This window comes from Pseudomonas sp. AC355, assembly GCF_979258205.1.
In genome coordinates this window covers 4,367,693-4,393,113 of record NZ_OZ409843.1, presented here as the reverse complement: position 1 = coordinate 4,393,113, position 25,421 = coordinate 4,367,693, and the positions used below count along the sequence as shown (strand labels likewise).

At 62.2% G+C, this 25,421-nt stretch carries 19 protein-coding genes; 7 read left to right on the top strand and 12 right to left on the bottom strand.

The annotated features are described in order from the left end of the window. Positions 1–51: 51 nt before the first annotated feature. The 5 genes from ACZ0AI_RS20465 (at position 52) to ACZ0AI_RS20445 (ending at position 5,059) form a co-directional block, all read left to right on the top strand. The gene (locus ACZ0AI_RS20465) at positions 52–792 is read left to right on the top strand and encodes a gluconate 2-dehydrogenase subunit 3 family protein (RefSeq protein WP_463563438.1); all 741 of its coding nucleotides are present in this window, start codon (positions 52–54) and stop codon (positions 790–792) included. 5 nt (positions 793–797) lie between these two features. Then, positions 798–2,561 carry a GMC family oxidoreductase gene (locus ACZ0AI_RS20460; protein ID WP_463563437.1) on the top strand — a complete coding sequence of 588 codons (1,764 nt, stop codon included), beginning with the start codon at positions 798–800 and terminating at the stop codon, positions 2,559–2,561. Beyond that, entirely contained in the window at positions 2,558–3,784 is a 1,227-nt protein-coding gene (locus tag ACZ0AI_RS20455; protein ID WP_463563436.1) for a c-type cytochrome, read from the top strand. The genes ACZ0AI_RS20460 and ACZ0AI_RS20455 overlap by 4 nt, the downstream gene beginning before the upstream one ends. Positions 3,785–4,024: 240 nt before the next feature. Next, complete coding sequence (locus tag ACZ0AI_RS20450) at positions 4,025–4,450, top strand: GNAT family N-acetyltransferase (RefSeq protein ID WP_463563435.1); 426 nt, start codon at positions 4,025–4,027, stop codon at positions 4,448–4,450. 123 nt (positions 4,451–4,573) lie between these two features. Next, the gene (locus ACZ0AI_RS20445) at positions 4,574–5,059 is read left to right on the top strand and encodes a hypothetical protein (RefSeq protein WP_463566185.1); all 486 of its coding nucleotides are present in this window, start codon (positions 4,574–4,576) and stop codon (positions 5,057–5,059) included. A 28-nt stretch (positions 5,060–5,087) separates the two neighbouring features. Here the strand turns inward: ACZ0AI_RS20445 and ACZ0AI_RS20440 are convergent, their stop codons facing one another. The 4 genes from ACZ0AI_RS20440 to ACZ0AI_RS20425 form a co-directional block, all read right to left on the bottom strand. Next, entirely contained in the window at positions 5,088–5,846 is a 759-nt protein-coding gene (locus tag ACZ0AI_RS20440) for a substrate-binding periplasmic protein (protein WP_463563433.1), read from the bottom strand. Positions 5,847–6,318: 472 nt separating this feature from the next. Next, complete coding sequence (cyoB, locus tag ACZ0AI_RS20435; RefSeq protein WP_463563432.1) at positions 6,319–8,274, bottom strand: cytochrome o ubiquinol oxidase subunit I; 1,956 nt, start codon at positions 8,272–8,274, stop codon at positions 6,319–6,321. Between the two features lie 52 nt (positions 8,275–8,326). Further along, positions 8,327–8,842, bottom strand: coding sequence for a DUF934 domain-containing protein (locus tag ACZ0AI_RS20430; RefSeq protein ID WP_463563431.1), 516 nt, complete (start codon positions 8,840–8,842; stop codon positions 8,327–8,329). After that, positions 8,839–10,509 (bottom strand): nitrite/sulfite reductase, encoded by a 1,671-nt coding sequence (locus tag ACZ0AI_RS20425; RefSeq protein ID WP_463563430.1) that lies wholly within the window; start codon positions 10,507–10,509, stop codon positions 8,839–8,841. Before ACZ0AI_RS20425 ends, ACZ0AI_RS20430 begins: the two co-directional genes overlap by 4 nt. A gap of 283 nt (positions 10,510–10,792) precedes the next feature. Here ACZ0AI_RS20425 and mapR point away from each other — a divergent pair, with 283 nt between their 5' ends. Continuing rightward, the gene (gene mapR, locus ACZ0AI_RS20420; RefSeq protein ID WP_463563429.1) at positions 10,793–12,202 is read left to right on the top strand and encodes a GntR family transcriptional regulator MpaR; all 1,410 of its coding nucleotides are present in this window, start codon (positions 10,793–10,795) and stop codon (positions 12,200–12,202) included. A 67-nt stretch (positions 12,203–12,269) separates the two neighbouring features. On the opposite strand, the gene ACZ0AI_RS20415 is transcribed toward mapR, so the two are convergent. The 8 genes from ACZ0AI_RS20415 to ACZ0AI_RS20380 form a co-directional block, all read right to left on the bottom strand. Next, complete coding sequence (locus ACZ0AI_RS20415; protein ID WP_463563428.1) at positions 12,270–13,028, bottom strand: type IV pili methyl-accepting chemotaxis transducer N-terminal domain-containing protein; 759 nt, start codon at positions 13,026–13,028, stop codon at positions 12,270–12,272. A 274-nt stretch (positions 13,029–13,302) separates the two neighbouring features. Then, entirely contained in the window at positions 13,303–15,777 is a 2,475-nt protein-coding gene (locus ACZ0AI_RS20410; protein ID WP_463563427.1) for a sensor domain-containing protein, read from the bottom strand. A 418-nt stretch (positions 15,778–16,195) separates the two neighbouring features. After that, entirely contained in the window at positions 16,196–16,954 is a 759-nt protein-coding gene (locus ACZ0AI_RS20405) for a TerC family protein (protein ID WP_463563426.1), read from the bottom strand. Positions 16,955–17,189: 235 nt separating this feature from the next. Continuing rightward, positions 17,190–18,947 carry a protein kinase domain-containing protein gene (locus ACZ0AI_RS20400; protein WP_463570076.1) on the bottom strand — a complete coding sequence of 586 codons (1,758 nt, stop codon included), beginning with the start codon at positions 18,945–18,947 and terminating at the stop codon, positions 17,190–17,192. 9 nt (positions 18,948–18,956) lie between these two features. After that, on the bottom strand, positions 18,957–19,769 hold the full coding sequence (locus ACZ0AI_RS20395; protein WP_463563424.1) for a formate/nitrite transporter family protein: 813 nt from the start codon (positions 19,767–19,769) through the stop codon (positions 18,957–18,959). A 103-nt stretch (positions 19,770–19,872) separates the two neighbouring features. Then, the gene (nirD, locus tag ACZ0AI_RS20390) at positions 19,873–20,253 is read right to left on the bottom strand and encodes a nitrite reductase small subunit NirD (protein WP_463563423.1); all 381 of its coding nucleotides are present in this window, start codon (positions 20,251–20,253) and stop codon (positions 19,873–19,875) included. Then, positions 20,253–22,826 carry a nitrite reductase large subunit NirB gene (nirB, locus tag ACZ0AI_RS20385; RefSeq protein WP_463563422.1) on the bottom strand — a complete coding sequence of 858 codons (2,574 nt, stop codon included), beginning with the start codon at positions 22,824–22,826 and terminating at the stop codon, positions 20,253–20,255. Before nirB ends, nirD begins: the two co-directional genes overlap by 1 nt. A gap of 443 nt (positions 22,827–23,269) precedes the next feature. Further along, positions 23,270–24,157 carry a PA4780 family RIO1-like protein kinase gene (locus ACZ0AI_RS20380; protein ID WP_225835773.1) on the bottom strand — a complete coding sequence of 296 codons (888 nt, stop codon included), beginning with the start codon at positions 24,155–24,157 and terminating at the stop codon, positions 23,270–23,272. Between the two features lie 173 nt (positions 24,158–24,330). Between ACZ0AI_RS20380 and ada the strand changes: the two genes are divergently transcribed. Continuing rightward, positions 24,331–25,371, top strand: coding sequence for a bifunctional DNA-binding transcriptional regulator/O6-methylguanine-DNA methyltransferase Ada (ada, locus tag ACZ0AI_RS20375; RefSeq protein ID WP_463563421.1), 1,041 nt, complete (start codon positions 24,331–24,333; stop codon positions 25,369–25,371). The last annotated feature ends 50 nt before the right edge of the window (positions 25,372–25,421 follow it).

Genomic DNA, 25,421 nt, shown 5'->3' with positions numbered 1-25,421 from the left:
CTAAAAGCCTGATCCCGTGCACCCGATTGCGCGGGTTCTCGAGGAGTCGACATGTCCAAAGAACCCCCTCAAGGATTGAGCCGGCGTAAGTTGCTGGCGGCATCGGCAGCTACGCTCGCCGCTGGCGTCGCCGTCAGTGCGCGGGCCGCAACCGTTAATGGCGTGCCGCAGTGGTTACCCTTCGACCACAACGGCCCGCTGCACTACGACGCCAAAGGTTGGCAGTTCTTCACCGCCGAGCAGGCCCGCGAGGTCGAGGCGATCGTCGAGCGGCTGATCCCCGCAGACGATCTCTCGGTGAGTGGCAAAGATGCCGGCTGCGCCGTGTTCATCGACCGCCAACTGGTCAGCCACTACGGCACTTACGAGCGCCTCTACCAGCAAGGCCCGTTTGCCCCTGGGGTCGAGCCAGAATCACCATTGGTTCCGCGCGAACGTTACCGGATCGGCCTGGAGCAACTGGGCAAACACTGCCAGACGGCGTTCGGCAAACGTTTCAGCGAACTGGATGAAGCCCAGCGTGACGAGGTGCTCAAGGGCCTGGAAAGCGGTGACATCGAGTTCTCCGGAATCGAGTCCAAGGCGTTCTTCGCGCAAATTCTGCAAAACACCATGGAGGGCTTCTTCGCCGACCCGATCTACGGTGGCAACCGCGACATGGTCAGTTGGAAGATGCTCGGCTTCCCCGGTGCGCGCTACGACTACCGCCCCTACATCGACCGGCATAACGAGAAGCTGGATCTGGTACCGCTGTCGATCATCGGCAGCTCCTCGTGGAATCGCAAAGGATGAGCGGCATGGTCAAGAAACTCCCCACAACCGACGTCGTGGTGGTTGGGCTCGGCTGGGCCGGCTCGATCATCGCCAAGGAACTCGCCGACGAAGGCCTGCAAGTGGTCGGCTTCGAGCGTGGCGCGTGGCGCGATACCGCCACCGATTTCAACATCGCCTCGGCAGCCGATGAGCTGCGCTACCTGTCACGCCAGGAGCTGATGCTGCGCACCCGGCAGAACACCTGCACGATGCGCAACAAACCCAGTGAAACCGCACTGCCCATGCGCACCTGGGGCTCCTTTCACCCGGGCAACGGTACGGGCGGCGCGGGCAACCACTGGGCAGGCATCACCTTCCGCTTCCAGCCTGAAGAGTTTCACCTCAAGAGCCACCTGACCGAGCGTTACGGCAAGCAAGCCATTGAAGGCCTGACCCTGCAAGACTGGGGCACCACCTGGGAAGAAATGGAGCCGCATTACGACGCCTTTGATCGCGTAGCGGGCATCTCCGGCAAGGCCGGCAATATCGGCGGCACGATCATCGAAGGCGGCAACCCGTTCGAGGGTGCGCGCTCGAACGAGTATCCCAACCCACCGACCAAGCAGACCTACGCGCCGACGCTGTTCGCCGAAGCGGCGCGCAACATGGGCTACAAGCCCTTCCCGGTGCCTTCTGCTCTGGCCTCCCAGGCGTACACCAACCAGTACGGCGTGACGATGGGGCCGTGCACCTTCTGCGGCTTCTGCACCAACTACGGCTGCGCCAACTATTCCAAGGCCAGCGCCATCGTCAACGTGCTCCCCGCGCTGATTCGCATGCCCAACTTCACCGCCCAGACCAACTGCGAAGTGCTGGAAGTGACCAAGGACAGCACCGGCAAGCGCGCCACCGGGATCATCTATGTCGACGCCAACGGCGAGAAGTGGGAGCAGCCGGCAGACATTGTCGTGGTGGCTGCCTTTACCTTCGAGAACGTGCGCCTGATGCTGCTCTCGGGCATCGGCCAACCTTACGATCCGCTGAGCAACACCGGCACCACTGGGCGCAACTACGCCTACCAGACGGCCAACGGCGTGCAGCTGTTTTTCGATGACAAGAACTTCAATCCCTTCATCGGTGGCGGCGCCATCGGCATGGGTATCGACGAGTTCAACAATGACAACTTCGACCACTCCGGCCTGGGCTTCGTCGGCGGCGGCAGTACGCGAGTAACCCCGATTGGTGCAGCGCCCATCGGCTCGCGGCCGGTACCACCGGGCACGCCAAAATGGGGCGCGGAGTGGAAGAAGGCCACCGCACAGTACTATGCAGCGAGCATGTCCATCGGCTGCGAGGCGAGCAATTACAGCACGCGCAGCAATTATCTCTCGTTAGATCCGACCTACACCGACCCGCATGGCCGACCGCTGCTGCGCATCACCTTCGACTTCACCGCTAACGACCTGCGCATGGCGCAGTACGTGACCGACAAGACCGCCGAGATCGCCCGCGCCATGAACCCGAAGATGATGTTCGCCAACCCGCGCAAGGGGCCATGGTCGAACACTTCATACCAGTCCAGCCACGTGGTCGGCGGCTTTGTCATGGGCGCGGATCCGTCTACCAGTTCGGTGAACAAGCACCTGCAAGTCTGGGACGTGCCCAACCTGTTCGTAGTGGGCGCCTCGGCCTTCCCACAGAACCCTGGCTACAACCCAACGGGCACGGTCGGCGCGCTGGCGTTCAAGGCGGCGCATGCGATTCGCACCCACTACCTCAAGCGCCCAGGGGAGATGATCAGCGTATGAAAAATCTCCTCAACCTCGTTGTCGGGCTACTGGCCGCGACGAGCATCAGTGCCTACGCAGCCACCGGCTCGGACTCCTACGAAACGGTGCAGAAGGGTAAGTACATCGCCACCCTCGGCGATTGCACCGCCTGCCATACACTGCCCGGCAAGCCGTTGTTTTCTGGCGGTGTAGCCATCGACACGCCATTCGGCAAACTGCTTGGCGCCAACATCACCCCCGACCCCGCAACCGGTATCGGCCGCTGGAGCTTCGAAGATTTCCAGAACACCATGGCCCGCGGCCACGGGCGCGATGGCAAGCAGCTCTACCCAGCCATGCCCTACGCCGCCTACACCAAGGTCACGCGTGAAGACAACATGGCGCTCTGGGCCTACCTGCGCACCATCGAGCCGGTACAAAACGAGGTGGAAACCAACCAGCTGCCGTTTCCCTTCAACGTCCGCATGAGCATGAAGGTCTGGAACTGGCTCAACTTCACCGAAGGCGAATTCCAGGCCGACGCGGAAAAAAGCGCAGAGTGGAACCGGGGTGCCTACCTGGTACAAGGGCTGGGACACTGCGGCAGTTGCCACACACCCAAGAACCTCATCGGTGGCGACAAGAACGCCGAGGCCCTCAAGGGTGGCGAGTTGCAGGGCTGGATGGCGCCGAACATCACCGGCGTTGCCCATGTCGGCCTGGGAGACTGGAGCGAGGACGACATCGTGCAGTACCTCAAAACCGGCGCCAACCGCTACGACATCGCCTCCGGCCCCATGGCCGAAGCAGTGGAGAAATCCACCCAGCACTGGCGTGACGAAGACCTGATGGCCGTGGCCGTTTACCTCAAGGATCTCGACCACGAGCATGACAAGCCTGAACCGCTGGCAGCCACCGACCCCGTCATGAAAGCCGGGCGCAACATCTATGCAGACCGCTGCTCGGGCTGCCATACGCCAAACGGCGAAGGCATTCCCAAGCTGTTCCCGAAATTGGCCAACGCACCGCTGGTCAACAGCCACGACGCCGTGTCGATGATTCGCGTGGTGCTCGCCGGCAACCGCGCCGGCACGACCGACGCCGCCCCCACCGGGCCGGCCATGCCGTCCTTCGCCTGGAACCTGACGGACGAGAACATCGCCGACGTGCTCACCTACGTGCGCAACAGCTGGGGCAACGCCGCCGAAGCGGTCAGCGCCAGTGAGGTGCGTAAGCAACGCGAGCAATTGCAGGCGCAATGATTATCGTCGTGCTCACAGCATCGCGGTAATCAGGGGGCCGCCCTCGCTCAGAGGGATCGGCCTCCGCCCCTGGTCTGCATCCAGCCGCCGGCTGGGTGGAACACGAGAGGCGCAATCCTTCATTGAGTGCACATTCGAGGTACTCGATCTCCTTGAGCATGCTGTCGTGGCTGATGCTGGCGCAGGTATGAATTGATACTTTATGGTGCCCATCCACCTGAATGTGCAAAGGAATAACGAATGCGCGCGCATATCGAAATAAAGGTTAACCCGGGAGAAGATGAGCGCTCGGCTATCCTCAGCCCCTTGCGGGCTCATAACCTTTCTCGAGCGGGCGATCCAAAACCAGAGACAATCGCCTTGCTGGTTCGAGACGAGCACAGCAATGAGATAATTGGCGGGCTATATGGGGATATATTTTATCGTTGGTTGTTCATCGAGCTACTGGCAATACCCGAGCAAACCAAGGGACAAGGCATCGGCTCACGCCTGATGAATATGGCCGAAGACCTTGCGCACGAAAGAGGCTGCGTAGGAATCTGGCTCGACACGTTTGATTTCCAAGCACCGGCCTTCTACGAAAAACATGGCTTCACCCAGTTCGGCCAGCTTGATGATTTCCCCCCAGAGCATCAGCGCTTCTTTTATCAGAAACGCTTACTCTGACACTGACTCATGCATCCGCCTGGACTGCCGGAAAGAATAAAGAACATGTTTTCTCGACTCCCCCGCAAGCGAGCGATACGACGCCAGCGCTTCGCCTCAGCTCTCGCCACTCAGGAAACCACGATGAACAAATCACAGCGCGGATCTGGCCATGTGTTCAGCCTGATTGTTCTCGCGCTCATTGCGTGGGGCAGTTACGTCACCTTCTACGTGCCATACGAACACCAGAAATCGATGGACGAATTTCGTGGCAAGCCACCTGCGGTGAGCCAGGCGAAGATTGAAATTGTCGACGCCTATAAGGCGAAGCCAACCCCCGTGCAATTGCCTCGCGGGCTATACACAGGCACAACGGAGCAAGACGGCTACCCGATGACGGTTAGCTTCGATTTCGCCGACAACCAGGTCATCACCAAGCAGGCCCACATCAAGAACTATACGTTCACAGGCTCCGCCAGCTATGACTTCTCGGGTTCGGTGATGACCTTTCGCAACGTCAAGGGCGACGCCGTTCTGTTTGCAGAGCCAGGTGAACCGATCAAGGTGATCAGCTCAAGCGAAATCCATGTGCCTGGTTCGGGTACGACGCTGGTGTTGACGCACAAGTGAGCGAGAAATCAGCGCGACGCTCGGGTGATCAATCACTACCTGCCCGGTCATTTTGCTCGTATCGCTGCTGAATGCGCTTGAGCTCGCCGGAATCACGCAGTTGCTCCAAGGCATTGGCCCAGGCAGAGACCAGCTCATCGTCGCTGTCGCGGCTAAAGGCGATGTAGAGCGAGGCGCGATAGATCTCGAGCGGTATCTGCCGAAGCGTGCCTGGCGCGATACCCAATTGGCGACTGTAGTAAGCCACTCCCGCATCGGTGTCACCGATAATGATATTCGTGCGCCCGGCGAGCAGCATGCGGTAGAGCTGCAGGCTGCCGGTTGCGCTTCTTTCGAGGTTGCGAAAACCTAGCGACTGCAGGGTGTCAGGAACCAGGCCGGCATGCCGCGTAGTAATCTGCGGTGCGCGCAACAACTGCTCCAGGGAGCTGACTGGCTGTGCTGTATGCGTCAATTGGTAAGGGTGGATGGACTCTTCTGCTATCGGCCCAACCCATTTGTACAGTGGCTCTCGCTCTGGTGTGCGGAACATGGAGTACATGATGGTTTTGGGCTGGTTCTTTAATACGTGGCTGGCTCGCATACTGGGCAGCACGACTACCTCGAACTCATCCCCGGTCAGCGCCATGATGGCCCGAACGATATCCGTGGCCATGCCGGCGAGCTGATTGTCTTCCTGATAGTTATAGGGCGCCCACTCCTCAGTAACGACCTGATAGGGCTCGGCCTTGGCAAAAGAGCCAAACAGCAGACAGAGTAGCGCGGCAGAAAATGTCAGAGGCTTCACGTTTCACGTCTGCTCAATGGATACCGACCCAGGGCAATGCAAGCCTAGCCGTTAAAACGCATTTTATGCCTGCAGTGTGATTCAGCGTCTGTTGAGAAACGGCTTTCAAGGCTATTACCGTTTTAGCATAGCCATATCTTCAAACTACCCATTACCGACCACTTCCAATACTTGCTGGAAAATTGTGCGCCGCGGCAACGCTTACCGCCAGGGTCGTCGGTACAACGATACTGAATGACACGTTGGCAACGACTACCGCCTCGCACAAGGCGCCTACGCCACCGTCGACCTGATCGCCGCCGACCCGGTAAGCAGAAGCTGGATCCCCAGCTCATTGCCAGTAACCCTTCGAGCGCAAGCACCACGCGTCTATCACCAACAACGTAGGGTGGCGCCAATAATTGAAAAGGGGACAGATTCAGCATCTGTCCCCTTTTTGCATTGCTTGTCAGTTCTCCATGCTAATGGAGCGTCAGCCCCGCCCGGCCGCCTCGATCCGCGCGATCTCATCGGGTTGCACGTAGTAGTCGGTGTCTTCGTCGTAGCTGCGCACGATGAAGCAGGCGATGCTGGCGACGAAGGTCACGCCCACCAGCCACCAGATATGCCAGATCAGGGCGAAGCACATCAGGGTCATGAACGCAGCGGCGACCAGGCCGATGCCGGTGTTGCGCGGCATGTGGATGGGCCGGAAGATGGTCGGCGCGGGCTTGAGGCCCTCGCGTTTCATCTCGTGGAACTCGTCGATGCGGTCGCCACGCGGGGTGACCGCGAAGTTGTAGAACGGCGGTGGCGACGCGGTGAACCACTCCAGGGTACGGGCATTCCAGGGGTCGCCGGTGTGGTCGGCCAGTTCCTTGCGCTTGATGATCGACACAGCGAACTGGATCAGCGTGCAAACGATGCCCAGGCCGATCAGCACAGCACCAATCACGGCCACGTTCAGGTAGGGCTCCCACTCCGGGTTGGTGGTGCTGTTGAGGCGCCGGGTCATGCCCATGAAGCCCAGGATGTAGAGCGGCATGAAGGCCAGGTAGAAGCCGGTTAGCCAGAACCAGAAGGATGCCTTGCCCCAGCCCTCATGGAGCCTGAAGCCGAACACTTTCGGGAACCAGAAGGTGATGCCGGCCATGTAGCCGAACACCGCACCGCCGATGATCACGTTATGGAAGTGGGCAACCAGGAACAGGCTGTTGTGCAGCAGGAAGTCGGCGCCCGGCACCGCCAGCAGCACGCCGGTCATACCGCCGATGGAGAAGGTAACGATGAAGCCCAGCGTCCACAAAATCGGCGTGGTGAATTCCAGGCGGCCCCGGTACATGGTGAACAGCCAGGTGAAGATCTTCACCCCGGTCGGGATCGCGATGATCATCGTGGCGATGCCGAAGAAGGCGTTGACGCTGGCCCCCGAGCCCATGGTGAAGAAGTGGTGCAGCCAGACCACGAACGACAGGAAGGTGATGGCGATGGTCGCCCAGACCATCGAGGCATACCCGAACAGGCGCTTGCGGGCGAACACCGCGGTCACTTCGGAAAACACCCCGAAGGCCGGCAGGATGAGGATGTACACCTCCGGGTGGCCCCAGGCCCAGACCAGGTTCACGTACATCATCGGGCTGCCGCCGCCGGTGCTGGTGAACAGGTGGAAGTCCAGATAGCGGTCCAGGGTCAGCATCGCCAGGGCGGCGGTGAGGATCGGGAAGGCGGCGACGATGATCACGCTGGTGCAGAAGATCGTCCAGGTGAAGATCGGCATCTTGAACAGGGTCATGCCCGGCGCACGCATCTTGAGGATGGTGACCAGGAAGTTGACCCCGGTGAGCAGCGTGCCCAGGCCGGAGAGCTGCAGGCTCCAGATGTAGTAATCGACCCCGACGCCAGGGCTGTACTCGATGCCCGAGAGTGGCGGATAGGCCACCCAGCCGGTCATGGCGAATTCACCGACGAACAACGAGATGTTGGTCAGCAGCACGCCGCCGACGAACAGCCAGAAACTCAGGGAGTTGAGCAACGGATAGGCGACGTCACGGGCGCCGATCTGCAGCGGCGTGACGATGTTCATCAGGCCGACCACCAGCGGTGTGGCGACGAAGAAGATCATGATCACGCCATGGGCGGTGAAGATCTGATCGTAGTGATGGGGCGGCAGGTAGCCGCCGTCACCGCCGGTGGCCACGGCCAGCTGGGTGCGCATCATGATGGCGTCGGCAAAGCCGCGTAGCAGCATGATCAGGGCGACGAGAATGTACATCACGCCGATCTTCTTGTGGTCGACCGAGGTCAGCCATTCACGCCACAGCCAGCCCCACTTCCTGAAGTAGGTCAGCGCAGCGAACAGGCCCAGGCCGCCGAGCGCCACGGCGATCATGGTGACGACGAGGATGGGCTCGTGCAGGGGTATCGCGTCGAGAGTCAGTTTTCCGAGCATGTGTCGAATCGGCGCCGGCTAGCGGCGCACGGGCTCCTTGGGTCAGTGGGAATCAGGTGGATGAACGACGACGAAACAGCGGCCTTGGCTCGATGGCCGAGCGGCCGTACTGCACGCTCATGCCGGCTAGGCCCTTTAGGGCGTCGTGCACGGATTTGTCTTCACGCACGGCGAAGCTGTCGAAGCCGCACTGGCGCATATGGCTGAGCTGGTCACGCAGTACGTCACCGACCGCACGCAACTCGCCGCACCAGCCCAGGCGGGTTCGCAGCAGGTAGGCCTGGCTGTAGCCACGACCGTCGCGGAAACTGGGGAAGTCGATGGCGATCAGCGGCAGTACGGCGAGCCAGGGCTGCAGCTCAACGGGGTCGTCATCGGGGCTCAGGCACAGGCCGTCGCGGCTGGCCTCGACTCCCTGCAGCACGGCCTCGCTCTGCCGTTCGCGCCAGCGCGCAAGGGGCAGGATCAGCGGGTTTTCTGCGGGCACATTGTCTTCGCGCAGAAGCATCCAGGGATCGTCGGTGACGACCTGTGCCGCACCATCGCGCAGGGTGATCAGGTTGTTCATGCCGGCTCCCCCGCCTTGCGGTAGACCCGTGCCTTGAAGGGCTCGATGCCGACACGCTGCACGGTATCGATGAAGCGCTCGTCGCCTTCGCGCTGCTCATCGAAGGTCTCGACCAGGCGCTCGATCACGTCCGGCACTTCAGCGGCGCTGAACGACGGGCCGATCACCTTGCCCAGCGCACTGGCCTTGCCCTGGGCGCCGCCGATGGTCACCTGGTACCACTCACTGCCGTTCTTATCGACGCCGAGGATGCCGATATTGCCAATGTGGTGATGGCCGCAGGCATTCATGCAACCGGAGATGTTCAGGCTGATGTCGCCAAGGGCGTGCAGTGCTTCTGCATCCTCGAAACGCTGCTGGATGGCCTGGGCGATGGGAATCGACTTGGCGTTGGCCAGGGCGCAGTAGTCACCACCGGGGCAAGCGATCACATCGGTGAGCAAGCCGATATTGGCGCTGCCCAGGCCAATGCTCACGGCACGCTGCCAGAGCGCGTGCAGGTCGGCCTTGCGCACGTCGGGCAGCACCAGGTTCTGTTCGTGGGCCACGCGGACTTCGCCGAAGCCGTAGCGCTCGGCCAGCTCGGCAACGGCGTCCATCTGCCCGGAGGTCACGTCGCCTGGCGGCAGGCTGGCACCCGGTTTGGTGGACAGCACCACGCTGGCGTAGCCCGGCACCTTGTGGGGCTGCACGTTACGCGATACCCAGCGGGCGAAGGCGGCATCAGCGGCCAGGGCGGTGCCGAAGTCCAGGTCGGCATGGGGCAGCGCAGCATAGGCTGGCGGCGCGAAGGCCGCGGCGACGCGCTGGTACTCGTCGTCCGTCAGCTCGGCAGGGCCGTCCTTGATGCACTGCCATTCGGCTTCGACTTCCCTGGCGAAGGCTTCGATGCCCAGCGCCTTGACCAGAATCTTGATGCGCGCCTTGTACTTGTTGTCGCGCCGACCATGGCGGTTGTACACGCGCAGGATCGCTTCGACGTAAGACAAGAGATGCCGCCACGGCAGGCCGTCGCGGATCACCTGGCTGAGGATCGGCGTGCGCCCCAGGCCGCCGCCGACCATCACCCGCGCCAGCAGCTCACCAGCGGCATCGCGATACAGGTACAGGCCGACGTCGTGCATGGGTACTGCGGCGCGATCCTGTTCGGCCGCACACAGGGCGATCTTGAACTTGCGCGGCAGGAACAGAAATTCCGGGTTGACCGTCGACCACTGACGGAGGATCTCGGCCAGCGGGCGCGGGTCGAGCAACTCGTCGGCCGCCACCCCGGCGAAGGCTTCGGTGGTGATGTTGCGCACGCAGTTGCCCGAAGTCTGGATGGCGTGCATCTCCACCTCGGCGAGGCGCTCAAGAATGTCCGGCACCTGCTCCAGCTCGATCCAGTTGAACTGGATGTTCTGCCGCGTGGTGAAGTGCCCATAGTCGCGGTCGTAATCCCGCGCGATGGTCGCCAGGGTGCGCAGTTGCCGCGCCGACAGGGTGCCGTAAGGAATTGCCACGCGCAGCATGTAAGCGTGCTTCTGCATGTACAGACCGTTCTGCAGGCGCAGCGGCAGGAACTCCTCTTCGCTGAGCTCGCCGCTGATGCGCCGCTGCACCTGATCGCGGAACTGCGCAACGCGCTCGCGCACCAGCGCGCGGTCGTACTCGTCGTAGTGATACATGCAAGGCCCTCATTGCCGCCACACACGGCATACAGGCCAGCACTATGGACAAGAGGGAAATTTCGAAACAGACGCAGATAAAACTGAAAAAACCATATCAGAAGCAGAACCTGCTACCTTTTCCTGCTTGAAAATCCCATATGGCAGAGGCCCTCTAGCTCTGATCCGTATTTTATCTATATTCCTGAATCTGTTACCAAATTAGTCCACAGGCCATTATCGCGACCACACCTTAGCGAGCAGCGGCGCTCTGCCCTCCTCCCAACCGCCAAGTCAGGACAGCATGAAACGCTACGAAAAATTCGCCGATGAAATAGCCGGGCTGATCCGCACCGGCGTGCTCGCGCCTGGCGAAAAGGTGCCCTCGGTGCGCCACGCCAGCCGTACCTACGGGGTAAGCCCCTCGACCGTGTTCCAGGCCTATTACCTGCTCGAAGACCGCGGGCTGATCTACGCCCGCGCGCGCTCCGGTTACTTCGTCCGCGAACACGCCCAGCGCCCGCTGCACGAGCCGGAAGTACGCGCGGGCACGGCGCAGACCACCGATGTTGATGTCAGCGAACTGGTGTTCTCGGTGCTCGGCTCACTGAAAGACCCCCATACCGTGCCCTTCGGCTCGGCCTTCCCCAGCCCGGATCTGTTCCCGCTGCCGCGCCTGGCCCGCTCCATGGCGCAGAGCGTGCGCGACATGCCCAGCCACGCGGTGATCGCCGACATGACCGAAGGTAACCCGGACCTGCGCCGACAGATCGCCCTGCGCTACATGGTCAGCGGCGTGCGCCTGCCGCTGGAGGAGCTGGTGATCACCACCGGCGCCATGGAGGCGCTCAACCTGTGCCTGCAATCGGTGACCGAGCCGGGCGACCTGGTGGCCATCGAGAGCCCGGCGTTCTATGCCACCCTGCAGGTGCTGGAGCGACTCAAGCTCAAGGCGGTGGAAATCCCCGTGCACCCGCGTGAAGGCATCGATCTGGACAGCCTGACGAGCAGCCTGGAGCAATTGCCGATCAAAGCCTGCTGGTTCATGAGCAGCCTGCAGAACCCCCTCGGCGCGAGCATGAGCGACGACAAGAAACGCGGCCTCTACCACCTGCTGCAACGCCATCAGGTGCCGCTGATCGAAGACGATGTATACGCCGAGCTGTACTACGGCACCCAACCGCCCAAGCCGGTAAAGAGCTTTGACCGCGAAGGCCTGGTGATGCACTGCGGCTCGTTTTCCAAGTGTCTGGCGCCGGGTTATCGGGTCGGCTGGGTCGCCGGTGGCCGCTACGCCCAGCGCATCGCCCGGCTCAAGCTGATGACCACCATCTCACCATCGGTACCTGCCCAGGCGGCCCTCGCCGACTACCTGCAGCACGGCGGCTACGACCGCCACCTGCGCAAGCTGCGCCATCAACTGGAAACCCAGCAGGCATCGATGCTGGCCTCGGCAGCGCGGCACTTTCCAGCGGACACGCGAGTCACCCGCCCGAGCGGTGGCTATTTTCTCTGGTTCGAATTCGCCAAACGGGTGGATGCGTTGCAGCTGTTCCGCCTGGCGCTGGCCCAGGGCATCAGCCTGGCACCGGGGCCGATCTTCTCGGCAACCCGCGGCTTCGGCCATTGCGCAAGGCTCAACCACGGCCACCCCTGGAGCACGCAGAGTGAGCAGGCCATGGCGACGCTGGGGCGAATCATCGATTCGTTCTGAGGGTGTGGCGAGCGCGGCGGGGTGAGGCGCAACGGTGCTCATCCCGGGCGGGATGAGCACCACAGCATCAGAGCTGGTCGCCCTGCAGGCCGGCGTAGAGGCGGGTCATTTCGTTCAATTGGCGGAACATCGACTCGGCGTTCACGGCGACGATGGTCGGCACGAAATCCTTGGAGGCGAAAGCCTTGGTCGCGAACTGCCAGCGCGCGTCGGTCTTGCGCAGCGCTACCGCGATCTCTTCGTTCGGCGCACCAGCGGCCTGCAGCTCCTTCATGATGCTGTCGAACTCCTTCACCGAGGCGTCGAAGTTGGCATCCAGGTTGGGCGCCTGCACGCCCCAGGCACGGGCCATGTAGAACATCGCGGTGCGCTGGGTGAGCACGCGGTTCCAGCCACTGCGGTTGATCGAGTGCGAAGCGGCGTCGCCGTTGTGCTTCTCGAACAGATCCGTGACGTGCTGAGTCTGCTTCACCAGTTCCTCGGCTTTGGCCAGTATCGCAGGCGCTTGTGCCTTGTCTGGCGTCGCGCTGACCATCGCTCGATAAGTACCCCAGATGACCTCGACCTGGCCCAGTGCAGCGCGGATTTCGTCGTTAGTGGGGTGGGCCTTGAGCTTGGCGTGATGATCCTCGAACCGCGCGATGCTGGTGTTGAGTTGTTTGGTGGCGTCATCGACCTTAACGTCGGAGCCGATCATCAGGTAATCCTTGGCCATGATCTGGCCCAGGCTGCGCTGCAGGCCAGCCATGTTCATTGCCTCCAGAGGCTTCATTTCAGCCCAGCTGGCGAAGCTGATCAGGCTAAGGCTCAGCAGGAGCGTTCCCATGCAACGTTTAATCAACTCGGTATCCTCATGCGCGCTAAGGGACGATCCAGCGATGCAAACACCCCACTGGAGAGCGGGGCAAGCGGCGATAGTCGACCTGAGTGAATACTGGAGCGCGGAGACAACCAAGGTTGCCAGTATTCCGACGCCAGCGATTGTTAAATTCTAATCCATACGCCCGTCGTTGACGTGTCGCTGTTACGCGATACATCACCATCCGGCGGGCGAACATGGAGATTGGTGACGCCCGTCACACTGGTCGGCTCCCACCAGCCTACTCCAGTACCTCGATACGCTCACTAGCCGGTTGGGGGCGGCCGAACAGATAACCTTGAAAGTGCGAGCAACCTTCAGCCTTTAGCTGTTCGAACTGTGCGTCAGTTTCCACACCTTCGGCAGTGGTTTTGATCAGCAGGCTACTACTCATCCCGGTGATGGCCCGCACGATCGACAGTGCCTCACGGCTTTCACCCATATCCTGAACGAAGGATTTGTCGATCTTGATCCGATCAAACGAGAAGGAGCGCAGGTAGCCCAGAGAAGAATAACCGGTACCGAAGTCGTCCAGGGCGATGCTCACGCCAAGGGCCTTGAGCGCTTTAAGGGTATCGATGTTGCTCTCGCTGTTTTCCAGCAACACCGATTCGGTGATTTCCAGCTCCAGGCGCTCGGGCTCCAGACCCGAGTCGGCCAGGGCCAGGCCAACTATTTTCACCAGGTCGCTGTTCTTGAACTGCACCGGCGACAGGTTGACCGCCACCGTCTGCTTGCCCGGCCAGCTTGCTGCTTCCTGACAGGCGAGGTTGAGCGCACGGGCGCCCACGTCGTGGATCAGCCCGGTTTCCTCGGCGATGGGAATGAAGTCCAGCGGCATGACCAGACCACTGCTCGGGTGATGCCAACGCATCAGCGCTTCGTAACCGGAAATCTGATTGCTGCCCTTGTCGATGATCGGCTGGTAATACAACTGCAGTTGCCCAAGGTGCAGCGCCGTGCGCAGATCCATTTCCATGGTTCGGCGCCGACGCGCCGCAGCGTCCAGCTCCAGGTGGAAGTACTCGTAGCGGTTGCGACCATTGCGCTTGGCTTCGTACAACGCCATGTCGGCGTAGCGCATCAGTTGATCGGCCTGCTGGTGATCATCCGGGGAGATGGCAATGCCGATGCTCACGCCGACCGAGAAGCTGTGGCCGTCGATCAGGAATACCGGCGCCACGGCGGCGATCAGCCGGTTGGCGGTACGCTGCGCATCCTCGGCGCTTTCCAAGCCGTTGAGCACCACCGCGAACTCGTCACCGCCTAGCCGCGCCAGGGTGTCGCGGTCGCGCAACACGCTTTTGAGGCGCTGGCCCAGAGAACGCAACAGGCGGTCACCAAAGGCGTGACCAAGGGCGTCGTTGATGTTCTTGAAGTTGTCCAGATCCAGGCAGAGAACGGCGGTCAGTTGCCCCTTCTCCTCCCCCTCACGCAGCGCTTCATGGAGCCGTTCACCGAACAGCGTACGGTTGGGCAGCCCGGTCAGGGCATCGTGATGGGCCATGTGATGGATCTGCGCATGGGCGGCGAGCTCGTCGGTGACATCCTCGGCAATCAGTAGCACGTAGCTGGTCTGGTACTCGATGCTACTGCTGAGCAGCACGCGAGTGCGCAGCATGCGCTGGCCCATCTGCGTATCCAGGCAATCTTCGGATAGATGAAGGGCATCGGTCCGAATGCAGTGCTCCGTCTGTTGCTCGATATAGTCGACGATGGCAGGTGCCAGACACTGGTCAGCACGGCGCCCGAGCATGTCCTTGGTGCTGCAGCCAAACAGCTTCTCTGCCTGTGGGTTGGCCAGCAGGATCTGCCGGCTAGTGGTGTCCTGGACGATGACGCTGGCCGGGATATTGGAAATCACCGAGTCGAGGAAGCGCGACAGCGAAGCCATTTCCTCGCTGTAGTTTTCCGCCAGTTCCTTGGCCTTGAGCAGTTCCAGCTCATTCTGTCGGCGTTCGGTAATGTCGCGGGTAATCTTGGCGAAGCCAATCAGTTGGCCGTCTTCATCGTGAATCGCGTCGATCACCACGTGAGTCCAGAACGGCGAACCGTCTTTGCGCAGGCGCACACCTTCAGCCTCGAAACGCCCCTCGCTGCGGGCAGTTTCCAGGCCTCTGGCGGGCAAACCGGCGTCGCGATCTTCCGGGGTGTAGAACACCGAGAAGTGCTGGCCGACGATTTCCTCGGCCTTGTAGCCCTTGGCCCGCTCGGCGCCGGCATTCCAGTTTTCCACGTGCCCCTGGGGGTCGAGCATGTAGATCGCATAATCGGTCACCCCCTGCACCAGCAGGCGGAAGCGCCGCTCCTGTTCGCGCTGCTCGATCTGCAACTGACGCTGCTCGGTGCAATCGCGAGTGATCTTGGCGAAGCCGATCAGTTGGCCATCGTCATCGCGAACAGCATCGATCACCACGTGAGCCCAGAATTCGCTACCGTCCTTGCGCAGGCGCCAGCCCTGCGCCTCGAAGCGCCCCGTATCACGGGCCTCCTGCAGGCCGCGATCAGGTACGCCGGCGGCACGTTCCTGCTCGCTGTAGAACACCGAGAAGTGCTGACCGACGATCTCCGCAGCCAGGTAACCCTTGGCGCGCTGGGCGCCAGCGTTCCAGTTGGTCACCACACCCTCGGGGCTGAGCATGTAGATGGCGTAATCCACCACGCTCTGCACCAGCAGGCGATACATCACGTCGGCATTGGGGTTTGTGAGGAGCATGGCAGCAGTCCTGGGAAATCCTTGAAAAGCGCAACCCACGGCGTTCTCTCAGCCAGATGGAGCGTGCGCGAAAAGTCGTTCGAGCAATGAAGGAACCATCACTCCAGCTCGTTCGAAAGCCGCCACACGGTACCGATGGATGATTCGCTCACAGGCAAATTTGCCTCGGCATTTCCCGGTTCAGGGAATGACAATGAGTGTATCGGCAGGAGCGGATGGGGTATGAGCCGACTGTTTACCTGGCTCGAAAGGGCACGCAAGCTCGTCCACTCACTGGGCGTGAGGAGATTTTGCCGTGCAAGGTGGCACTCTGCCAGCAAAATATGACTGAACGGTCAGTCTTTGCCGAGAATGAAGTAAGCAGGGAGGTGCAGCATGCAGCCACCTCCCCCGCTGCGGCAGGGGGAGGCGTACCGGTTCAAGGCGCCTTGTTGGCCTCGGCAGCCGCTTTACGACGGCCCCTGCGAGACAACATATTGAGGCCTTCGATGATGGCGGAGAACGCCATCGCCGCGTAGATGTAGCCCTTCGGCACGTGGGCACCAAAGCCTTCGGCGATCAGCGTCATGCCGATCATGATGAGGAAGCCCAGGGCCAGCATCACCACGGTCGGGTTGGCGGCGATGAAGCGCGCCAACGGGTTGGCCGCGACCAGCATCACGGTAACGGCAGCGACCACGGCGATGACCATGATCGGCACGTGCGGGGTCATGCCCACGGCGGTGATGATGCTATCGACCGAGAACACCAGGTCGAGCAGCAGGATCTGCACGATGGCGGCGCCAAAACCCAGGCTGGCGGCCCGGCCGACGAACATGTCGCCTTCCGGCTCCGGATCCATGGAGTGATGAATTTCCTTGGTCGCCTTCCAGAGCAGGAACAGACCACCGGCGATGAGGATGATGTCCTTCCAGGAGAACGCCTGGCCGAACAGCTCGATCACCGGCTCGACCAACTGGACGATCCACGCCACGGTGCCGAGCAGGCCCAGACGCAGCACCAGCGCCGCACCGATACCCAGGCGCCGCGCTTTGTCACGCTGATGCTCGGGCAGCTTGTTGGTGAGGATGGAAATGAAGATCAGGTTGTCGATGCCGAGTACCACTTCCATTACCACCAGAGTGGCAAGGGCGACCCAGGCAGTTGGGTCGCTAGCTAGTTGCAGGAGATAGTCCACGATCACGCACTTTATGGCTGAACAGAGCGCGCATTCTGTCCTGTTGCCGGAAGAACAAATATGACAATTTGCGACAAATCATTTCATTAAATTACCTCGCCACCAGCGCCCCGAAAGCGTGCACTGGCGGGGCCTCCACGGCTTTCACAGGGTGGTGGATACGAAGCGGCCAGGCAAGACCATGAGCAGTAGTGACGGCCATCGGAAATACCGCCTAGTAGCGCTACCTTTTCGACTACTGGCGCGCCAGCAATGCCACCACCGTCAGCGCCAGCAGCAGGCAACTGACCTGCCAGAACAACAGCGGGTTGCGCTCCAGCAGCGGCACCCGGCCACGGCGCAGCAGGGCCTGGCCGGGGTGGCGCAAGGCATGGGCAAATTCGTCAGGGTCGTCATAGCGCTTCAGCGGATCCGGGTGGCAGGCCTTGCGCAGCACATCATCGAGCCACAGCGGCAGCTCGCGTTCTGGCTGGCCGAGCGGGGTGTAGCGCAGCCGCGCCTGGGCCGTGCGGGTTCGTGCCCGTGCCATGCCCGCTCCGTAAGGCAGCCGGCCAGTGAGCATCTGGTAGGCAATCACCGCCAGAGAGAACACGTCCGAGCGCACCGTACCCGGCTCGCCGAGCCAGTATTCCGGGGCACTGTATTGCGCGGTGCCGAGTATCGGGTCGTCCGTCTGGCGGCTGTCGATCTCCTGTAGGCCCGCCACGCGGGTGGCGCCGAAATCGATGATCTTCACCGTGCCGGTGGCATCGATCATCAGGTTGGCGGGGCGCAGATCCTGATGGAGCATTTCCAGGCGGTGGAAGGCCCGCAGGCCACGGGCGACCTGCTCGACGATGCTGCGTACGGTCTCCAGATCCGGGCGCGGGTGATCGATCATCCACTGGGCCAGGGTCTGGCCTTCGATGAATTCGCTGACGCCGTACAGGAAGTTGCGCTTGCGGGTCGGCGCACAGGCTTTGAGTACGTGGGGGCTGTCGACGCGCCGGGCGATCCACTCCTCCATGAAAAAGCGCTCTAGGTAGCCGGCATCGTGCTGCAGATCCAGCGAAGGCGTCTTGATCACCACGGTAGCGCCGCTGTCTTCATCGGTGGCCAGGTACACGTGGCTGCGGGCGCTAGCGTGCAGCGGACGGACGATGCGGTAACCGTCGAACTGCATGCGCGCTTCCAGAATCGGCGGGCACGGCAGCTCGCCGAGCTTGTGCTGCAACTCGTCGGCCTCGGCGCGCGGCAGGCTGTCGACGCGTACCAGTTGCAGGGTCAGGTTGTCGTCGCTGCCATTGGCCAGCGCCTGATCGACGATACGCTGGGCAGCCAGTTGCAGGTCGTCGGCGTGCTCGGCGATGCAATCGGTCATGAACCGCGAATCGACGAATTCGTAGACGCCGTCTGTGGCCAACAGGAACAGGTCGCCGCTCTCGATCGCCAGCGCTTGGTAGTCGATCTCCAACTGCGGCTGGATGCCCAGAGCACGGCTCAGGTAGCTCTTTTCCTGGCCGACCCAGACGCGGTGATCCCGGGTCAGCGGCTCCAGAGAGCCGTCGCGCAGGCGGTAAATGCGTGTGTCGCCCACATGGAACAGGTGCGCGGTGGTCGACTTCAGCACCAAGGCGCTGAAGGTGCACACGTAACCGCGGTCGATGTCGTAGCGATGCTGGCCGCGCCGCGTCTGAGCGTGCAGCCAGGCATTGGTGGCGCTGAGCACGCGGGTGACCGAGGTCTTCACGGACCAGGCTTCGCTGGTGCTGAAGTAGTCGGAGAGGAACGCCGCCACCGCCGTTTCACTGGCGATGTGGCTGACGTCGCTGCTGCTGATGCCGTCAGCCAGGGCGATGGCGATGCCCTTGCTGCCCAGTTGCGGCTCATGGGGCACGCAGAGGCCATGAAAGTCCTGATTGCGTGCCTTGCGCCCCTTGTCCGAGCACTGGCCGATGCTGACCTGCAGTTGGCTCTTCCTGTCCGTCCAGAGGTTTTCGGCAGCAGCGGCCATTGACGGTACTCAGTTGTAAGTGCGTTTGGGGGCGGTCTTGATGTGCGTGGTGTAGAGGGTCAGGCCAGTGAAGGCCAGGCCGCCAACCAGGTTGCCCAGTGCGGTGGGAATTTCGTTCCAGATCATGTAGTCCATCACCGAGAAATCGCCGCCCATGATCATCCCGAAGGGGAACAGAAACATGTTCACTACCGAGTGTTCGAAGCCCATGTAGAAGAACAGCATGATCGGCATCCACATGGCGATGGTCTTACCGCTGACGGTGGTGGAGATCATCGCGCCGACCACGCCCATGGACACCATCCAGTTGCACAGCATGCCGCGCAGGAAAATGGTCAGCCAGCCGGCCGTGCCGAACTCGGCGTAGCCCAGAGTGCGCGACTCGCCGATGTGCGAAATCTTCTCGCCGATCTCACCCGCGCTGGTCGAGAAGCCATAGGTGAAGACGAAAGCCATCATCACGGCGACCGTCAGTGCCCCGGCGAAGTTGCCGATGAACACCAGCCCCCAGTTGCGCAGCACGCCACCGACGGTGACCCCCGGACGCTTGTCGAGCAGTGCCAGCGGAGCGAGGACGAATACCCCGGTAAGCAGGTCGAAGCCCATCAGGTACAGCATGATGAAACCGACCGGGAAGAACGCTGCGCCAAGTAGCGGCGAACCAGTCTGGACAGTGATGGTGATGGCGAACACCGCCGCCAGGGCCAGAATCGCACCGGCCATGAAGGCGCGGATCAGGGTATCGCGGGTCGACATGAAGATCTTCGACTCGCCGGCATCCACCATCTTTGTGACGAATTCGGCAGGAACCAGGTAGGACATGGAGATGCTCTCTTTTCAGGTATGCAAACAGGAATGAGGTGTCGGGTGGGCCGGGACGCCTGACTGGCGCTCTTCTCGGCCTCCGCAGTAAGTCGTCGAGCGTTCAGCCCGCCAGGCCGATTTCCACGGTGTCGCCATTGAGCCGCACCGGCCACACGCGCAGGCGCTGCTCCGGGTACTCGAGGCAAGTGCCGTCAGCCAGGCGGAAATGCTGTTTGTAGAGCGGCGAGGCAATCACCAGGTCGCCCTTGATCTGGCCGATCAGGCCGCGGCCGATGACATTGGCGCCGGATTTCGGATCGCGGTTTTCCACCGCGAACAACTGCTCGCCGGCCTCGCTGTGGGGCAGGTGAAACAGGGCGATCTGGTCACCCTCGAGCCAGGCCACCACGCCCGAATTGGCGACCAGATCCTGGCTGCTGCACAGCGGTTGCCACTCGGTGGCGGGAAGCGATTGGGCGCGCACGGCGTTGGACTGGCTCATCAGAGCACCTCCTCGGTAACGGGAATCAGGTGGAGTTCACTGGCGGTCATGGGGCGGCGCTGGCCGCGTTCCTTGACGAAGTGGATGTCCGGATCGCCGCGCTTGTCGTTGACGAAGGTGCGGAAGCGCTTGAGCTTCTCCGGGTCCTTGAGGGCACCGGCCCATTCGCATTCGTAGCGGTCGACCACCAGTTGCATCTGCGCTTCCAGCTCATTGCCGAGGCCCAGGCTATCGTCGAGGATCACCGCCTTGAGGTAATCCAGGCCGCCTTCCAGCGACTCGCGCCATACCGAGGTGCGCTGCAGCTTGTCAGCGGTGCGTACGTAGAACATCAGCACACGGTCGATGGTGCGGATCAGCGCCTCGTCATCCAGATCAGTGGCGAACAGCTCGGCGTGCCGCGGGCGCATGCCGCCGTTGCCGCACACGTAGAGGTTCCAGCCCTTGTCGGTGGCGATCACGCCGATGTCCTTGCTCTGCGCTTCGGCGCACTCACGGGTGCAACCGCTGACCGCGAACTTGATCTTGTGCGGCGAACGCAGGCCCTTGTAGCGATCCTCCAGGCGCAGCGCCATGCCGACGCTGTCCTGCACGCCGTAACGGCACCAAGTGCTGCCCACGCAGGACTTCACGGTACGCAGCGACTTGCCGTAGGCATGCCCGGTCTCGAAGCCGGCGGCGATCAGCTCGCTCCAGATCTCCGGCAGTTCGTGCAACTGAGCGCCGAACAGGTCGATACGCTGACCGCCGGTGATCTTGGTGTAGAGGTCGTATTTCTTCGCCACGGCGCCGATGGCGATCAGCCCGTCCGGGGTGATCTCGCCACCGGGAATACGCGGCACCACCGAGTAGGTGCCGTTCTTCTGCATGTTGGCCATGAAAGTGTCGTTGGTGTCCTGCAGCGGGATCAGCGACGGGTCGGTGATCGGCTGGTTCCAGCACGACGCGAGGATCGAACCGACTGCCGGCTTGCAGATGTCGCAGCCGGTGTGGCCGCGACCATGCTTGGCCAGCAGTTCCTCGAAACTGAGCACACCTTCCACCCGGACGATGGCGTACAGCTCCTGGCGGGTATGGGCAAAATGTTCGCAGAGGCTCTTATCCACGGCTACGCCGCGGGCGCTCAGTTCATGCTCGAAGACCTGTTTGAGCAAGGCGCTGCAACCACCGCAACCGCTACCGGCCTTGGTGATGGCCTTCAGCTCGCCGAGGTCGGTGATGCCGGCGTCTACCTGGCAGCACACCGCGCCCTTGCTGACGTTGTGGCAGGAGCAGATGGTCGCGGTATCCGGCAGCGCATCGGCGCCCAGGGTCGGCGCGCCTTCGGAGAGCGGCAGAATCAGGCTGGACGGATCGGCCGGCAGCTTGATGCCGTTCTGGGCGTACTGCAGCAGGGTGTCGTAATAGCTGTTGTCACCGACCAGCACCGCGCCGATGACGTGCTGACCATCCGGCGAGACCACCAGACGGCGGTAGCTGGCATTGGCTTCGTCGATGTAGCGATAGCTCTTGGCGCCCGGCGTGGCGGCGTGGGCATCGCCGATGGAACCGACGTCGACGCCAAGCAGCTTGAGCTTGGTCGACATGTCGGCGCCGGTGAACAGTTCGTGGGGCTCGCCAGCCAGCTGAGCGGCGACGTTGCGGGCCATGGCATAGCCCGGCGCAACCAGGCCGAAGACCATGCCATTCCAGGACGCGCATTCGCCGATGGCGAAGATCGCCGGGTCGCTGGTGCGGCAGTCGTTGTCGACCACCACCCCCCCGCGGGTCGCGATGTCGAGGCCGGCGGCACGGCCGAGGGCGTCCTGCGGACGAATACCGGCGGAAAACACGATCAGGTCGGTCTCCAGATACTCACAGTTACCATCAGCGCCATCGCTGAAATTCATGCGGTAGGCGTATTCCTCACCGATGACGATTTCCTGGGTGGCGCGCGACAGGTGCACGCCGACACCAAGGGCCTCGATGCGCGCCCGCAATGCGTCGCCACCGTCGTTATCCAGCTGTACCGGCATCAGGCGTGGCGCGAACTCCACCACATGGGCTTCCAGACCAAGTGACTTCAGCGCGTTGGCCGCCTCTAAGCCGAGCAGGCCACCGCCGACCACCACACCTCGACGGGCTTTGGTCGCTGCGTCGCGGATGCCATCGAGATCGTCTAGGGTTCGGTAAACCAGGCGAGAATTGCCCTCGGCGCCCGGAATCGGCGGCACGAACGGGTAGGAACCGGTGGCCAGCACCAGCCGGTCGTAGCCGCGACGGCCTTTGGTGGTGACGACTTCGCGGTTCTCGCGGTCGATCTCCAGCACCTGTTCGCCGAGGTGCAGATGCACGCCGTTGCGGGCGTACAGATCAGGCTCGCCAAGGGCCAGGGCTTCGGCATCCTTGCCGGAGAAGTACTCGGACAGGTGCACACGGTCGTAGGCGCGCTGGCGTTCTTCGCCATACACGTGCACCTGATAGCGATGCAGGGCACCGCTGGCGATCAACTGTTCCACACAGTGGTGGCCGACCATGCCGTTGCCGATGACGATCAGGTTCTCGCGCTTGATCGATGTGACGATGGAATTCATAGCCTGCCCTCTGTCTGCTGCGGTATCACGGTTTTCTGCAACGCAAAAAAAAGACGCCTGGAGCTGTTGTCAGCTTCAGGCGTCTTTGCCTTGGATTCAGTTATGTAGTTTTGGGGGATGGCGGGCCACATTGCCCAGGCTCATCACCGCTGGCAGCCGAAGCGGCCAGGGTGCCTGCACGGTCAGGCAGGTCACAGGGAGTGAATAGCAGGTTGCATGCCAACGTTTCGAGAAACGCTGCAGCTCAGCAATGGCGGGGAATTCAGACAGGGATGAAGACAGCAGACAGTTAAAACAGACACGGGCACAGCGAACCAAAATAGAGCATAGAGCCCCTCAACTCACCGTTTCAGGGCACGATCACGCAGTTGGGCGGGCCGAGCGGCGATCCGCTTCAGCGGTAGGGTGGGCTTTAGCCCACCTCCACTAAACTCCGGCCACATTCAGCGCTCCCAGGGCGGAGGCGGCTCGCTGTCCTTGGGCTCGTCCTCGGCGTTGAGCACGGCCTGGCGACGCGCTTCATCGGCCAGAGCGGCCTTGATCTCGCGCAGCACAGCGTCGACGTCAGCGTCGTCCTCGGGGTCATCGAACTCACCGGTCAACACGCTATCGGGCGTCAGCTTGCCGTCTTCGTAGAGCGCCCACATTTCCTTGGCGTACTTGGTGAACTTGAGCTCCGGTGCGAACTGGCCGAAATAGGCGGCCATGTTGCCGACGTCACGTTCGAGCATCTTGAAGGCGTGGTTGTTACCCGCCGCATCCACCGCCTGAGGCAGATCGATGATCACCGGGCCTTCAGGGCCGAGCAGCACGTTGAACTCGGACAAGTCACCATGCACCAGGCCGGCGCAGAGCATCTTGACGATCTCATCGATCATGAACGCGTGGAATTCTCGGGCGTCTTCGGGGTGCAGGTCGACGTCGTTGAGGCGCGGCGCTACGCCACCCTCGCCGTCACCGACCAGCTCCATGAGCAGCACACCTTCGAGAAAGTCATAAGGCTTGGGCACCCGGACGCCGGCGCTGGCCAGGCGAAACAGGGCCGCCACCTCGGCGTTCTGCCAGGCGTCTTCCTGGCCTTTGCGACCGTATTTGGAGCCTTTGGCCATAGCCCGTGCATCACGGCTGTTGCGTACCTTGCGCCCTTCCTGATACTCGGCGGCCTGGCGGAAACCACGCTTGTTGGCCTCTTTGTAGACCTTGGCGCAGCGCAGTTCGGTACCGCAACGCACCACATAGACCGCTGCTTCCTTACCGCTCATCAAAGGGCGTATCACCTCGTCCACCAGGCCGTCTTCGACCAGGGGCTCAATGCGTTTTGGCGTCTTCATCAGCTTTTATCAGGGTCCTCAGTGGTCTATGCGGCCCTTTTATACGGCAATCCTGAGGCAGCGCCCAGCCTCTGCAGAAAATGTGCGGGCGCCGCACAGTTTGAAAGCGTGATTGGCACTGGCGTGGAACACGGCGACTGCGGACAATCACGGCACTGTTACAGGAGGTGATCATGCCGCAAGAACGCCACTGGCGGGCTGTGTGCGAGCGCGATGCGACGCAGGACGGTCAATTCGTCTTCGCCGTGCGCTCGACCGGTATTTACTGCCGCCCCAGTTGCCCGGCACGCCGGCCGCGTCGTGAGAATGTCAGCTTCCATGCCACACCTGCGCAAGCCGAGGCAGCGGGCTATCGACCCTGCAAACGCTGCACGCCACAGGGCAGCAGCCCGGCCGAGCAACTCGATGCACTGGTGGCCGCGGCCTGTCGCCTGCTCGATGAGGCCGACAAACCGCCAACACTTGTCGAGCTTGCTGCGCGCATCGGGCTATCCCCGTCACACCTGACCAGAGCCTTCAAGGCCCGCACCGGGATGACGCCCAAGGCCTGGGTCAGCGCCCGCCAACGTGAGCGCCTGGAGCTCGAACTGCCCCAGGCGGATTCGCTGCTCGATGCCGCACTGAACAGCGGTTACTCCAGTACCCGAGCGCTCTACGAACGAGCCGATGGCGTTAGCGCAGCCAGCCGACGCAAGGGTGCCGTAGGGGAACGGCTGCGCATGGCCGTGGCGCCCAGCCCACTCGGCTACCTGCTGCTGGCGAGCAGCGACAAGGGGCTCTGTGCCCTATTGTTCGGCGAGTCGGAGGACGTAGTCGAGGCGGAGCTGCGCCAGCGTTTCCCCGCCGCAACGCTGCAACGTGATGACGAGGCGCTGCAGGATTGGCTACACGAGGTGCTGAGGCAGATCGAGGAACCGGCACGCGCCGCCCGCCTGCCACTGGATCTACGCGGCACGGCCTTTCAGCAGCAGGTATGGCAGGCCTTGCGAGCAATTCCCACGGGGCAGACGCGCAGCTACGGCCAACTGGCCGCCAGCCTCGGCAGCCACCCACGGGCCATCGCCCGAGCCTGCTCCAGCAATCCATTGGGTTTGCTGGTGCCCTGCCACCGCGTTACCTCAGCCGATGGCAGCCTCGGCGGCTACCGCTGGGGCGTGGCACGCAAAGCCGCCTTGCTCAAGGCCGAAGCCGAAACGATCAGCCACGAAGATTGATCGGGCAGGCTATCCCCGTAGCCTGGCGTGGAGCGAAGCGATACCCAGGA